The sequence below is a fragment of the Streptomyces monomycini genome (assembly GCF_022271435.1).
GTDB classification, from domain to species: Bacteria; Actinomycetota; Actinomycetes; order Streptomycetales; family Streptomycetaceae; genus Streptomyces; species Streptomyces monomycini.
This window is the reverse complement of the sequence record NZ_JAFIQY010000016.1, coordinates 66,195-79,301: the sequence shown is the minus strand read 5'-3', so window position 1 is coordinate 79,301 and position 13,107 is coordinate 66,195. Positions and strand designations below refer to the sequence as shown.

Here is a 13,107-nt window from a genome sequence, read left to right as displayed (position 1 = left end):
GGTGCTGTGGTGGGGCGTGGCGGCCGCACTGCTCGCCAACGTCCTGTACAGCACCGGGTTCGTACTGGAGAAGCGCGCCCTGTCCGCGCTGCCCGCGCTGAACACCCGCCGGCCCGCCCGGCTCGTGCGCCACCTGCTGAGCAGCCCGCTGTGGATCGGCGGTTCACTGGCCCTCGCCGCCGGTTTCGCCGCCCAGCTCGCGGTCTACCGCACCCTCCCCATCGCCGCGGCCCAGGGCATCTTCGTCTCCGGTCTCGTCCTGCTGCTCCTCCTGTCGTCGGTCTTCCTCGGTGAGCGCACCAGCGGCCGCGAGCGCCGGAGCATCCTGGCGATCCTGCTCGCGCTCGGCATGGTCGTCGGGTCGCTCCAGGGCAGCGGCGCCGGCACCGTCACCCGCACCGCGCCCACCGGCACCCTGCTCGCCATCGCCCTGCCCTCGCTGGTCGCGGGGCTGTGGCTGTACGGGACCGCCGAACGGCGCGCCAAGCGCCGCCACCGCCAGCCCACCTCGGGCGTCCCCTACGGTGTGGCCGTCGGCCTGCTCTACGGCGTCAGCTCGCTCGCCATCAAAGGCGTCTCCGGACTGCTGAGCGCCCACGACCCGGCGGGCGTCGTCCGTGACGTGTTCACCTCCCCGTATCCGTATCTGCTGCTCTTCACCGGCGCAGTGGGCCTGGTGCTGTCGCAGACCGCGCTCCAGCGCTGCCGTGCCTCCCTCATCGTCCCCGTCTGCACTACCGTGACCTGCGTCTTCACCGCCGCCTGCGGCACGGTCGCCTTCGGCGAGCCGCTGCCCTCCGATCCCCTGCGCCTGGGCCTGCGCCTGGGCGGCACCGCAGTCGCCGTCCTCGTCCTGCTCGCCCTGCCCCGCCAGGACGCCCCACCGCCGGAACCAGAACCGGCACCGGAAACGGAACTGGCACCGGCACCGGCACCGGCACCGGCATCAGATGCGTCCTCCCCTTCCCCCTCCGCCCCCTCTCAAGGAGCTGAGCCGTGACCCCCGACGACCCCCTGTTGAAGATCCTCGCCTGCCCGATCGACAAGGGCCCGCTCACCCTCCTCCTCCCGGACGAGATCCTCTACAACCCGAGGCTGCGCCGCCGTTACCCCATTCTCGACAACATCCCCCAGCTCCTCCCCTCCTCCGGTGAACAGGTCACCGAGACCGAACACGAAGCCATCCTGCGCCGCCTGCCCCCGGACGAACGCCCACCCGACGAGCCTCGCCAGGGCCCGCCCGGACCCACCGTCCGCGAACATGTCCATCATGAACCCCACCACTGACAACGGCCCGGGCGACGGATCCGGCAGCAGGTCCGGCGGTGGCCCCGGCGGGCCCGCCGACGGCCCCCGCGCCTTCCAGCTCGTCCTTCTGCGCCGCATGGCCGACCACCAGCCCGGCCTGGTCGAGGACGCGCTGCGTGCCCTCGGCGCCTCGCGCGCCGAGCTGCGGGAGGCCAACCGCCGCTGGCAGGCGTGGGCCCACTCGCCCCGGTCGCGCGGCGCGGTGCAGCGCTACCGCTCGCTGCTCGGCCGTCCCGAGTCCGTCACCGCCCGCCGCATCGGCGACCTGACCTGCGAGGCGCTGACCTGGCCCGTACCGCTCTGGCCCGATCTGCGGTTCGAGGTGCTGACCGGTCCGCAGGGCACCGCGTGGAACGCGTGGCTCGTCCGGGCGCCGGGCGCCGCCGCCCCCGCCCTGCGGACGACCGGCGATCTGGTCCCCTGGTCCTGCACGGTCGACGAGGTGGCCCGCGCGTTCACCCCGGCCCGCCCGATGGAGGGCACGGCCCCCACCCGCTGGCGGCTAGCGTTCACGGCGCCCGACACGGACGGCGAACCGCGGGCGACAGTAGCCGAGTTCACCTGGGGCCTGCTACAGCGCACCGTCGACTGAGACCGCGGACAGTCAGCCGTCAGCCGAGGCCGCAGCCGGCTGGCCGTCGAGTGAGGCCCGCATGCAGTCGGCCGTGGCCGAACCGCGCGCCGACAGCAGGCCGCGCGGCGTCCCGGCGTACACGATCTCGCCGCCCCTCCGGCCGCCACCGGGCCCGAGGTCGATCACCCAGTCCGCGCGCTTGACCACGTCGAGATCGTGCTCGATCACCAGGACGGTGTTGCCGTCGTCCACCAGCCGGTCGAGCAGTTCCAGCAGGCCCGCCACATCGGCCATGTGCAGCCCGGTGGTCGGCTCGTCGAGCACGTACACGCTCCCCGTACGGTGCAGCCGGGTGGCCAGTTTGAGGCGTTGCCGCTCGCCGCCGGACAGGGAAGACACCGACTGCCCGAGCGCCAGGTAACCGAGCCCGACCTCGACGAGGGCCGCCAGCTTCCGCACGATCCCTGCCGCCTCGTCGCCACCGCTCCCAGCGGGGGCCGGGCCGCCCGCCCCGAAGAACACCACCGCCTCCTCCGCCGTCATCTCCAGCACGTCCGCGACCGACCTGCCGCACAGGGTCAGGCCGAGCACCTCGTCCTTGTAGCGCCGTCCCCGGCACGTCTCACAGGTCGAGGTCACCGGGTCCATGTATGCCAGGTCCGTGTGGATCACCCCGCGCCCCCGGCACGCCTCGCACGCTCCGGCGGCGTTGAAGCTGAACATCCCCGCCGGTACGCCGTTCTCGCGCGCGAAGAGCCCCCGGACCGCGTCCATCGCCCCGAGGTACGTGGCCGGAGTGGACCGCGCGGACACCCCGATCGCCGACTGGTCGACCACCACGGCCTCCGGGTACGCCCCCACGAACGCCTCGGACACCAGGGTGCTCTTGCCGGATCCCGCCACCCCGGTGACGACCGTGAGCACCCCGGTGGGCACGCGGAAGTCCACGCCCTTGAGGTTGTGCAGCGTCACGTCCCGTACGGTCAGCCAGTCCCCCGGCGTACGGACGTCCGCCTTCACGCCCGTCACGCGCCGCAGCCCGCGCCCCGTAGGCGTGTCGGCGGCCGCCAGCCCGCGCACCGTCCCCGCGTAGACCACCTCGCCGCCGTGCGCCCCGGCCCCGGGCCCCATGTCCACCACGTGGTCAGCGACGGCGATGACGTCCCGGTCGTGTTCGACGACGAGGACGGTGTTGCCCTTGTCGCGCAAGCGCACCAGGAGGTCGTTGAGGCGGCGTACGTCGCTGGGGTGCAGCCCGGTGCTCGGCTCGTCGAAGACGTACGTCATACCCGTCAGGCTGCTGCCCAGGTGACGCACCATCTTCAGCCGCTGCCCCTCCCCGCCGGACAGGGTGGCGGCCGGCCGGTCGAGACTGAGGTACCCGAGACCGATGGCGGTCAGCCGGTCCAGCGCGGTGACCGCCCGCGCCGCGACGGCCGCGCCCACCGGCTCCTCGGCCGGGTCGACACCGCGCAGGATGTCGCTCAGCTCGGTGACCTCCAGCGCCGCCATTTCGGCGATGGACCGCCCCGCGACCAGGGACTTCAAGGCCGCCGCGGTCAGCCGCGCGCCCTCGCACAGCGGGCAGGTCCCCTCCCGTACGAAGCCGCGCACCAGGTCCCTGGTCTTCTCGGAGAGCGCCGAGAGGTCCCGCTTCACATAGCGCCGGTCGAAGTTCTCGACCAGTCCCTCGTACGTGTTGTTGTAGGCCCGCTCACCACGCTTGACGGTGAACCCCTTGCCGTACAGGAGCAGGTCCCACTCCTGCGGGCTGTACCGGTCCAGGGGTTTGCCCGGATCGAAGAGGCCGGAGGTCGCGTAGATCTGCCAGCCCGCCGTGCCGACGGCGAGCGGCGGGAAGCGGATCGCGCCCTCGTCGAGGGAGCGGCCGGTGTCCAGGAAACGGTCGAGGTCGATACGGGTGGTACGGCCCAGCCCGGCGCACTCGGGACACATGCCGGCCGGATCGTTGAAGGAGTACGCGGAGGCCTCACCGGCACTCGGCGTGCCGCACCGGGAGTAGAGCACCCGCAGGATGGCGTAGATGTCGGTCAGCGTGCCGACGGTGGAGCGCGCGCCGCCGCCGAGGGGCCGCTGGTCCACGACGATCGCCGGGGAGAGCCGCTCGATGGTGTCGGCCTTGGGCCGTTCGTGTTTGGGCAGCTGGTTGCGCACGTACCAGGTGAAGGTCTCGTTCAGCTGGCGCTGCGACTCCACCGCCACCGTGTCGAAGACCACCGAGGACTTGCCCGAGCCGGACACCCCGGTGAAGACGGTGATGCGCCCCTTGGGGATCTCCAGGTCCACGTCCTTGAGGTTGTGCTCCCGTGCGCCGGTGATCCTGATGCTGTCCTCGTACGTCGCTCCCATACCCGCCACGCTAGGAACGAAGTAGGTCGGAACATGGCCGCCTTCTCCGGCACCCTGGGACCATGAGCGACACCCCGGCGCGCCTCCTGAAGCTGCTCACGCTCCTCCAGACCGGCCGCGAGCGGACCGGCACCGAACTGGCCGAACGGCTGGGCGTCAGCCCGCGCACGGTCCGCCGCGACATCGACCGGCTGCGCGGCCTCGGCTATCCCGTGGACGCGGCCATCGGCGCCGTCGGCGGCTACCGCCTCGCCTCCGGCACCGCGATGCCGCCGCTCCTCCTGGACGACGAGGAGGCCGTCGCCATCGCCGTGGGCCTGCACGCCGCGGCGGGCGGCACGGTCGCTGACGTGGCGGAGACCTCCGTACGGGCGCTGGCCAAGCTGGAACAGGTACTGCCCGCCCGGCTGCGGGGCCGGGTCACCGCCCTACAGGAGGCCACCGTCCCGCTCTACGGCCTGCTCACCGGCGGTGGCGAGGCCCCCGTCACCGATCCGGCCGTGCTGGCCGCCCTCGCCACCGCGTGCCACCGCCGCGAGCGGGTGCGCTTCGCGTACGCGGCGGCGGACGGCACCCCGAGCAAGCGGCACGCCGAGCCGTATCGGCTGGTCAGCGCGGACCGGCGGTGGTATCTCGTCGCGTACGACCTGGACCGCGCCGACTGGCGTACGTACCGCGTGGACCGGGTGGACCGGGCCGACGGCCCGCGGCTCACCGGAGCGCGCTGCGTACCGGACCGCCGGCCGCCGGCCGCCGACGCCGCCGCGTTCGTCGCCGAATCCGTCACCAGCCATCGCGCCCGGCACCGGGCGCTGGTCACGCTGCACACCACCCTGGAGGACGCGGCCGCCCGGCTCCCCGCGGGCAGCGGCCTCCTGGAGCCGCTCACCCCGGACTCCTGCCTGCTGCGTACGGGAGGCGACGCGCTGGACTGGCTCGCGTTCCGGCTCGGCCTGCTGGGCGTCCCCTTCGAGGTGCACGAACCGCCGGAACTGATCGCTTACTTGCATGAGCTGGGCAGCCGCCTGCTCGGCGCCGCACAGCGCTCCGGCCCCACCGGCACTTCCAGCACCTCCCCCACCCCTCGGCCCCCGGCGTCCCCCAACCGGACCTTCCCAACGCGCACCTGACGAACCGTTGGCACACGATGGATCACGAGTGGCCGCCGGCGGCCACTCGGCCCGTACTGCCGAACGCTCCCCGGGGAGGCACCATCCATGACCGCCAGCCTGGCACAGTTGCTCCGTTGCTCGGTCGCCGTCGACCTGGGCGCGGCCCGCACCCGGATGTACATCAAGAACCAGGGCCTGGCGGTGGACCAGCCGACCGTCGCGGCCGTCAACATCCGCACCGGCGCACTGATCGCCGTCGGGGACCGCGCCGAGGTGATGGACGGCCGCACGCCGGACCACATCCGCGTCGTGCGCCCGGTCGCCGGCGGCACCGTCGTGGACATCGACATGGCCCAGCGGCTGCTGCGCAACCTGGTAGACGACAAGCTGCGCAAGGCGTGGCGGCGCCGGCCCACCATGCGGGCCGCGATCTGCCTGCCGTACGGCAGTGAGCCGCTGGCGCAGCGGGCCGCGGTGGAGACCCTGAACGGGATCGGCGCCCGCCGGGTGGAGATGGTCGACACGCTGGTCGCCGCGGCGGTCGGCTGCGACCTGCCGGTGGAGCACCCCGAGGCCACCATGATCGTGGTGTGCGGGGCGGGAACCACGCAGATCGCGGTGCTCTCCCTCGGTTCGATCGTGGCGGCGGAGACCGTCGCGGTGGGCGGCAACGCCATCGACCACGCCGTCGTCCAGCACCTGAGGCTGCATCACAAGCTGCTGCTGCCGGGCCAGTCCGTACGGCCGCTGCACCTGATGCTCTCCAACAACGGCGACCTGGCGGCGGGTCCGACCGAGGTGCACGGCCGGGACGTGGTCAGCGGGCTGGCCCGTTCGGTCATGGTCGAGACCGAGCCGGTCCAGCGGGCCATCGCCTCACCGCTGACCACCATCCTGGACGGGATCGGGTCGGTGCTGCGGCGCTGCCCGCCGGACCTGGTGGCGGACCTGGGCGAGCGCGGCATCATGCTGGCGGGCGGCAGCGCGCTGATCCCCGGCCTGCAGTCGATGATCCGGCAGGCCACGACCATGCCGGTGCACATCGCGGACCGGCCGGACACCTGTGCGGTGCTGGGGCTGGGCGCCATGATCGAGGGCAAGGTGGAGCCCCTGCACCTCGATCCGATGGCCACGTGAACGGCCACGTGAGGGGCCGGCCGGTGCAGCCGGGCATCCCGGCTCCGGCCCCGCCCCTCACAACGTCCGGGTGTTCCACCCCACCACCGCGGGCCGCCCGTGCTCCTCGCCGAGGATGCCGACCGTGCCCGTCTCGAAGGTGAACAGCGCGCCCGCCGACGGCGACAGCCCCAGTCGGCGAGCCGTCAGCACCCGCTGGAAGTGCCCGTGGCCGACCAGCACCACATCGCCGTCCGCCGTACGCAGCTCTTCCTCGATGCGGGCGAGCACCCGGTCGGCGCGCGCGCCGACCTGCTCGGGCGACTCGCCCGGGTGCTCCGGGGGCCCGGCGGTCACGCCGTCGCTGAACAGGAACCAGTCGGGACGGGTGCGGTGGATCTCGTCGGTGGAGATGCCCTCGTACCCGCCGTAGTCCCATTCGCTCAGGTCTGCGTCGATCCGCGGGTCCGGCAGGCCGGCCAGCTCGGCGGTGCGCCGGGCCCGCTGCAGCGGGCTGGAGAGCACCGCGCCGATCTTCCGGCCGGCCAGGACCGGCCGCAGGGAGCGGGCCTGCTCCTCACCGCGGGCGGTGAGCGGCAGGTCGGTCCAGCTGGTGTGCTGTCCCGATCTGCTCCACTCCGTCTCGCCGTGGCGGATCAGGAGCAGTTCACTCACCGGCGGCCTGCCCCTCCTGCTTCTGGGCCTCCTGCTGCTGGGCCTCTTCGACGGAGGCGCGGACCTCGTCCATGTCCAGGTTGCGGGCCTGGCCGATGACGTCCTCCAGGGCCTCCTCCGGCAGCGCGCCGGGCTGCGAGAACACCGCGATGTTCTCGCGGACGATCATGACGGTCGGGATCGACTGGATCTGGAAGGCGGCCGCCAGCTCGGGCTGCGCCTCCGTGTCGACCTTCGCGTAGACCAGGTCGTCGTGCTTCTCGGACGACCGTTCGAAAACCGGGCCGAACTGCTTGCACGGGCCGCACCACTCGGCCCAAAAATCGATCAGGACGAACTCGTTCCCCGAGACGATCTCGTCGAAGTTGTCCTTGGTGAGCTCTACGGTGCTCATGCGTACTTCCCTGCTTCCGGTTCCGGTCTCTTCTCGGTCCCGCTGCGACAACGGGTTCGTCGCCCGACCTATTCCGCACGCCGGACCGTCCCGCACCCCTGCCCAGCAAACGCCGACCTATCCATATGAATTTCCACAGCCGTACGGCGGCGTCCCCGGCCCCCCTCGCGCCAGCTCCCGCCACACCCGGTCCCGGGCCAGCGGCAGCCGGGGGAAGCGCACCCCGGTGGCGTCCCGGACCGCGTTGGCCAGGGCCGGCGCGACCGGATTGAAGGGGCTCTCGCTCATCGACTTCGCGCCCGCCGGGCCGATCGTGTCGGACGTGGCTGTGAGATACACCTCGGTACGGGGCACGTCCGCGAAGGCCGGCAGCCGGTACTCGCGGAACGCCGCCGTGCGCACCGCGCCGCGCCCGTCCAGCCGTACCTCCTCGAAGAGCGCCGTACCCAGCGCCTGGGCCACTCCGCCCTCGACCTGGCCGCGGCACTGCATGGGGTTGATCACGGTGCCCGCGTCCGCCACGTGCACACTGCGCAGAATGCGGATCTCCCCGCTGTCCGGATCGACCGCGACGCGGAACCAGTGCGCGTTGAAGGCGACCGTGCGCGGCGTCCCGCCGAAGTGGCCGTACCCGGTGAGCGGCCCGTCGCCGCCTCCGCGCGCGGCCCGGTCCCTGATCAGCCCCGCCAAGGACCGTGCCGCACGCAGCACCGCCTCGCCCTCGACCACGGTCCCGGCCGAGCCGAAGGCGCCGGTGTCGTGCCCGACCGCGTCGGTGTCCGCCTGCCGTACGGCGATCCGCGCACTCGTGGTGCCCAGCTCGGCGGCGGCGATCTGGCGCAGCGCGGTGGTGGTCCCGCTGCCGGATTCGATCGATCCGACGGCCAGTTCGTACGTGCCGTCGGCGGTGAGCGTGATCCGGGCATCGGCGAAGTGCCCGCCCGGCCCGGCCGCGGCGATCATCGAGAGGGCACTGCCCTGGCCCACCGGCCATCCGGTCGGTGCGGTCGTCCCCGCCGACGCGGAAACCTCCCGCAGCACCTTCAGACAAGCATCCAGCCCGTAACTCCCGATACGCAGGTCGCTCACCCCGCCCATCACCGTCTCCAGCGCGTCGCCGGACCGCACCACATTGCGCTCCCGCAACAGCAGCGGGTCGATGCCCAGCCGCCGCGCCAGCTCGTCGAGCGCGCTCTCCAGTGCGAAGACGACCTGCCCGACCCCGTAACCGCGGAAGGCGCCGGCGGGGACGGTGTGGGTGTGGACGGCGAAACCGTCCACCTTCTTGTTCGGGCAGCGGTAGAGGGCCAGGGCGTCACCGCATCCGTGCGTCAGGACGGTCCGGGCGTGATTGCCGTACGCACCGGTGTCCGACACCACGTGCAGCTGGAGCGCGGTCAGGGCCCCGTCCCGGCGCGCGCCGGCCTTCACCCGTACGGTGAACGGATGCCGCGTCGTCGCGCCGTGGAACTGCTCGGCCCGGGTGAACTCCAGCTTGACCGGGCGCCCGGTCCGCAGCGCCGCCAGCGCCACGACGTCCTCGACGAGCATCTCCTGCTTCCCGCCGAAAGCACCGCCGACCCGCCCCGCGACGACCCGGACGGCCTCGGGCGGCAGGTCCAGCAGAGAGCAGAGGGAACGGCGCACGAGATACGGCACTTGCGTACTGGTACGAACGACCAGCCGCCGACCGTCCAGACCACCCCCACCCGAACCACCCGAACCACCCGAATCGCCTGAACCGCCCGGGACACCGCCCTCGAAATACGCGAGCGCTCCGTGCGTTTCCAGGCTCGCGTGCTGTGCCCGGGGCGTGCGGAAGGTTTCCTCGTACACCGCGTCGGCCGCGTCGAACCCACGCTCCACGTCGCCGGTCTCCCCATGCACCTCACCCGCCACATTGGCTACGGACCGCCCGCCCCCGCACCGTTCCGCATCCCGCCTGACGTGCACCACGGGAGCGTCCGGCAGCATCGCCTCCTCCGGGGTGAGGACCGCGGGCAGCACCTCGTACGTCACCTCGACACGGCGGCACCCCTCCTCCGCCGCCGCCTCGCTGTCCGCGACCACCGCGGCCACCCGCTGGCCCACGTGACGGACCGTGTCGTCCAGCAGCCGGGTGTCCTGCGGGTCGTCCTCGGGACGCTCGTGCTGCGCGGTGGAGAAGCGGCGGTCGGGAGCGTCATGGTGGGTGAAGACCGCATGCACGCCCGGCACCCGTAGTGCGGCCCGGGTGTCGACGGCGGTGATCCGCGCGTGGGCGTGCGGCGAACGCAGCAGTTTCATGTGCAGGAGGCCGGACAGGACGCCGGTGCCGTCATCGGGGTCGAGGTCGAGGTCGAAGGTGTAGCGGGCCGTGCCGGTGACCACTTCCCGGCCGCCGGGCGCGGGCGCGTTGCAGCCGACGGTGGCTGCCGCCGCAGGTTCCGCGATGTGCCGGACGCCCCGTACGGCGTCCTCGACGGCCCGGTAACCGGTACAGCGGCACAGGTTCCCCTTGAAGGCGCGCGGCAGGTCGGCGAGCAGCCCCTCGTCGAGCGCGGCAGCCGTCATCACGAACCCTGCGGTACAGAACCCGCACTGGAACCCCTGCGCCTCCAGGAACTGCCGCTGTACGGGGTGCAGCCGACCGCTCGCCTCACCCTCCGCCCCCGCGTCGGACAGCCCTTCGACGGTCGTGACCGACCGCCCGTCGGCGCGTACGGCCGGATACACGCAGCTGTGCACGGGTTCGCCGTCCACGTGCACCGTGCATGCCCCGCAATCCCCGGCGTCACACCCTTTCTTGACGCCGAACCAGCCCCGCTCGCGCAGGTAGGTGCGCAGGCACTGGCCGGGGCGGGGGGCGGTGCGGGTGGGGGTGCCGTTGATGTCGGCACGGAAGGCAGTTCGGACGGCGGCACTGGAGGCGGTACGGGAGCCCGTACCCGTATTGGACACAGTGCTGGAGTCCGTACCCGTATTGGACGCAGTGTCGGAGTCCGTACAGGAGGACGGCCGGAGGCGCGGGCGTACAGACGCAGCCGGTGCTCCCAACTCCTCCCGAATCTCCTCCCCCATCCGATACGTCATGTGCCGCCGCCACTCGGGCAGCCCATGAACGTCGTCGAACCACCCGTCGTCCGGCACGGCCCGCCCGATCGCCGCCCGCAGCTCGGATGCGGACGGCAGCTCCGGGAACCGCAGCCGCACCGGCCGCACGGTGGCGGCGGTGATCGTCAGGGCGAACGCCCCGTCCACCAAATCCCGCGTCCCGATCAGCAGCGCGGCGGAGCGCCCGAGCCCGTACAGCGACGTCTGCCGGAATGCCGTACGACGCTCCAGCGCGCGGGACGGCAACGTGACCGAGCGCAGCAACTCGCCCTCCGCCAGCGCGTTGCGCCCGGCGCCGGTGACAAGGTCCGCCACCGGCAGTTGCCGCTGACTCCCGCCCCCACCCAGCAGCAGGCAGGTGCCGTCCAGCGCCGCCGTCAGGGAGACCATCGGCGCGGCGGGCAGCGCGAGGCACAGGTTCCCGCCGACGGTAGCCGTGTTCAAGATTTTGAACGAGGCCAGAAACGCACGGCAGCACTGCTCGAAGAGCGCCCCCACGGGCAATCCACCAACGCCGCTACTACTACAGCCACCACCACCGCCGCTGCTCCCGAACCGGGACACCTCAGCGACCGTGCACGTCGCCGCGATCTCCAGCGCGCCGTCCGGCAACCACCGGAACGGCTCCCAGCCCGTCCGGCTCAGGTCCAGCAGCCGCCGCACCCCCGGTTGAGGCTCGGAAAAGAGATACGTACCGCCGCCCAGCCAGGCATCACCCGGCCGCCATGCCAGACGTCCCCCCGCACCCCGGACCGCTCGCACCTCCCGCACCACATGCAGATCCATGACCCGAGTGAAACAAGCACACCCCTCAACCCCCCGCAGCCACGCACACACACCCCGCCCCCACCACCCCAACCCACCTCCTCGGCCTCTCTCCCGCATCAGCGCGACTACACACCCCTCTCCCTGGCATTTACGATGCATTTCCGCGCTCTCACCTGGCGAGTGCGCACGGCAGAGCTCCGGGCCCGGCGCCCGGACGGTACGAGGAGCGCACCCCATGCCGCACACCACCCCGCCCGCCCCCGGGGGCAGCTCCGCCCCCGCCACCCTGGAACGGCTGCTGTCCGCCGTACCCGCCGACGTCCGCGCCGTCTTCAGCGCCCGCACCCTGCGCCCGCTCCTCCCCGAGCACGACAGGACCGGCACCCTGCTGCACACCCTGGAGGTCTTCCTCCGCCACGACGCCTCGTGGTCCCGCACCGCCGCCGCCCTCCACCTCCACGTCAACACCGTCCGCTACCGCATCCAGCGCATAGAACACCTCACCGGCCGCGACCTCACCCGCCTCCCCCACCGCCTCGACCTGCACGCCGCCCTGCTGTGCCGCGCGGGGACGACCGGCGGCGGAGCGTAGGCCGCAGGCCGCGCCGCCCCCACGCGAAAGGCGGGACGGCAACCGCCGCCCCGCCCGGAACCGCCCGGAATCGACCGGATCAGATGTGCAGCAGGTACACGTACTTCCCGCCCGCGCCCGCGTTCAGGTCCTTGTCGTAGCGCTCCCAGGGCTTCGGGGGCTGGTAGTCACGGTTGTCGGTGAGCGCGACGTCCAGCGAGTTGATCGGCGAACCCTGCTCGGCGTTCCGCGTGTAGGCGGCGTAGATGTACTCGCCGCCCGCGCCGGCGTTCAGGTCCTTGTTGAGCTTGCGGTAGCCGTGCGGGGGCTCGTCGCCCTTGGACAGGAAGACGATGTCGGTGATGGGGCCGAACGCGGCGTTGGGTGCGGAGAGCTTGCTGTCGGTCTCGAAGGCGAAGTACAGGTACTGGCCGCCGGAGCCGGCGTTCAGATCCTTGCTGATCTTCGTCCAGCCCTCGGGCTCCTGCTCGTCCCCTTCGAGGATCATGAGGTTGATGACAGCCATGGCGTCCGTTCCTTTCTCGTCGGCGTACGGAGAAGAGGCGCGCTCACGCTACGGCCGCCACCCCCTGGACCACACCGGGCGCAACCGGCCAGCGAGGCGTTCGAATCGGCATCAGGTCACAGCACTGCTGAGCTGCTGACCATGTGGTTCACCCCGCAAGCACCCTCGAACACGAACGCCGCGCGGCACGTGGCCCCCTGACCGGTTCCGGCGGCGCTTCCCTCTCGCATCACGCTGGCCCCCATCAGGTACGCGGACGGCGCGAAAGACCCGCCCCGATATGGCCCTCAGCCACGGCTCGTGAGAGCGCTTCTCGGCTGGGCACTTCAACTGGCGCTGTTCTGAGACGACGACATCGGCGATGCGTGTCCACTACTGCCTGCAGGTAGTAGCGTGATCAGGTCACTCCAGGTCCGCCTCGAACGCGCCTTTTGGGAAGAGATGTCGGAGTTTCTAGAAGTGAGTAAAAAACCGCGCTCCGCTAGGTAAAGCCGCTGGTCGTGGCCTGTGCTCCCCGCGGGTGCGGGGGTGGTCCCCCGCCGCGAGCCCGCCCGCGCTGCCCCGCAACGTGCTCCCCGCGGGTGCGGGGGTGGTCCTCGA

11 protein-coding genes are annotated in these 13,107 nt (G+C 72.2%); 6 read left to right on the top strand and 5 right to left on the bottom strand.

The window, feature by feature from the left end; translation table 11 throughout:
* The first annotated feature begins 1 nt into the window (after position 1).
* The 3 genes from JXZ78_RS19675 to JXZ78_RS19665 are packed head-to-tail and all read left to right on the top strand — an operon-like array spanning position 2 to position 1,900.
* Complete coding sequence (locus JXZ78_RS19675; RefSeq protein WP_030023080.1) at positions 2–1,000, top strand: DMT family transporter; 999 nt, start codon at positions 2–4, stop codon at positions 998–1,000.
* Positions 997–1,287: a Trm112 family protein gene (locus JXZ78_RS19670; RefSeq protein WP_050502859.1), complete on the top strand. Its 291-nt coding sequence runs from the start codon at positions 997–999 to the stop codon at positions 1,285–1,287. The genes JXZ78_RS19675 and JXZ78_RS19670 overlap by 4 nt, the downstream gene beginning before the upstream one ends.
* On the top strand, positions 1,271–1,900 hold the full coding sequence (locus JXZ78_RS19665; protein ID WP_033039216.1) for a hypothetical protein: 630 nt from the start codon (positions 1,271–1,273) through the stop codon (positions 1,898–1,900). The genes JXZ78_RS19670 and JXZ78_RS19665 overlap by 17 nt, the downstream gene beginning before the upstream one ends.
* A gap of 12 nt (positions 1,901–1,912) precedes the next feature.
* On the opposite strand, the gene JXZ78_RS19660 is transcribed toward JXZ78_RS19665, so the two are convergent.
* Positions 1,913–4,252 carry an ATP-binding cassette domain-containing protein gene (locus tag JXZ78_RS19660; protein WP_030023074.1) on the bottom strand — a complete coding sequence of 780 codons (2,340 nt, stop codon included), beginning with the start codon at positions 4,250–4,252 and terminating at the stop codon, positions 1,913–1,915.
* 62 nt (positions 4,253–4,314) lie between these two features.
* Here JXZ78_RS19660 and JXZ78_RS19655 point away from each other — a divergent pair, with 62 nt between their 5' ends.
* Both JXZ78_RS19655 and JXZ78_RS19650 read left to right on the top strand, forming a co-directional pair.
* On the top strand, positions 4,315–5,382 hold the full coding sequence (locus JXZ78_RS19655; RefSeq protein ID WP_050502858.1) for a helix-turn-helix transcriptional regulator: 1,068 nt from the start codon (positions 4,315–4,317) through the stop codon (positions 5,380–5,382).
* A gap of 87 nt (positions 5,383–5,469) precedes the next feature.
* Complete coding sequence (locus JXZ78_RS19650) at positions 5,470–6,501, top strand: rod shape-determining protein (RefSeq protein ID WP_030023072.1); 1,032 nt, start codon at positions 5,470–5,472, stop codon at positions 6,499–6,501.
* Between the two features lie 57 nt (positions 6,502–6,558).
* Here the strand turns inward: JXZ78_RS19650 and JXZ78_RS19645 are convergent, their stop codons facing one another.
* The 3 genes from JXZ78_RS19645 to JXZ78_RS19635 all read right to left on the bottom strand — a co-directional run bounded on the left by JXZ78_RS19645 (position 6,559) and on the right by JXZ78_RS19635 (position 11,428).
* On the bottom strand, positions 6,559–7,155 hold the full coding sequence (locus tag JXZ78_RS19645) for a histidine phosphatase family protein (protein ID WP_238783239.1): 597 nt from the start codon (positions 7,153–7,155) through the stop codon (positions 6,559–6,561).
* A complete protein-coding gene (trxA, locus tag JXZ78_RS19640; RefSeq protein WP_030023070.1) occupies positions 7,148–7,549 on the bottom strand; it encodes a thioredoxin in 402 nt (133 codons plus the stop codon). Before trxA ends, JXZ78_RS19645 begins: the two co-directional genes overlap by 8 nt.
* Positions 7,550–7,666: 117 nt before the next feature.
* On the bottom strand, positions 7,667–11,428 hold the full coding sequence (locus tag JXZ78_RS19635; RefSeq protein ID WP_275127944.1) for a molybdopterin cofactor-binding domain-containing protein: 3,762 nt from the start codon (positions 11,426–11,428) through the stop codon (positions 7,667–7,669).
* A 217-nt stretch (positions 11,429–11,645) separates the two neighbouring features.
* On the opposite strand from JXZ78_RS19635, the gene JXZ78_RS19630 reads away from it, so the two are divergent.
* A complete protein-coding gene (locus tag JXZ78_RS19630) occupies positions 11,646–12,002 on the top strand; it encodes a PucR family transcriptional regulator (protein WP_030023068.1) in 357 nt (118 codons plus the stop codon).
* A 79-nt stretch (positions 12,003–12,081) separates the two neighbouring features.
* On the opposite strand, the gene JXZ78_RS19625 is transcribed toward JXZ78_RS19630, so the two are convergent.
* A complete protein-coding gene (locus JXZ78_RS19625; RefSeq protein WP_030023067.1) occupies positions 12,082–12,507 on the bottom strand; it encodes a hypothetical protein in 426 nt (141 codons plus the stop codon).
* Between the last annotated feature and the right edge of the window lie 600 nt (positions 12,508–13,107).

Bases quoted from the DNA above. Each gene is read 5' to 3' on its own strand.
- trxA (WP_030023070.1), bottom strand. From the start codon at position 7,549: ATGAGCACCGTAGAGCTCACCAAGGACAACTTCGACGAGATCGTCTCG.
- JXZ78_RS19650 (WP_030023072.1), top strand. From the start codon at position 5,470: ATGACCGCCAGCCTGGCACAGTTGCTCCGTTGCTCGGTCGCCGTCGAC.
- JXZ78_RS19665 (WP_033039216.1), top strand. From the start codon at position 1,271: ATGAACCCCACCACTGACAACGGCCCGGGCGACGGATCCGGCAGCAGG.
- JXZ78_RS19660 (WP_030023074.1), bottom strand. From the start codon at position 4,252: ATGGGAGCGACGTACGAGGACAGCATCAGGATCACCGGCGCACGGGAG.
- JXZ78_RS19655 (WP_050502858.1), top strand. From the start codon at position 4,315: ATGAGCGACACCCCGGCGCGCCTCCTGAAGCTGCTCACGCTCCTCCAG.
- JXZ78_RS19625 (WP_030023067.1), bottom strand. From the start codon at position 12,507: ATGGCTGTCATCAACCTCATGATCCTCGAAGGGGACGAGCAGGAGCCC.
- JXZ78_RS19635 (WP_275127944.1), bottom strand. From the start codon at position 11,428: ATGGATCTGCATGTGGTGCGGGAGGTGCGAGCGGTCCGGGGTGCGGGG.
- JXZ78_RS19630 (WP_030023068.1), top strand. From the start codon at position 11,646: ATGCCGCACACCACCCCGCCCGCCCCCGGGGGCAGCTCCGCCCCCGCC.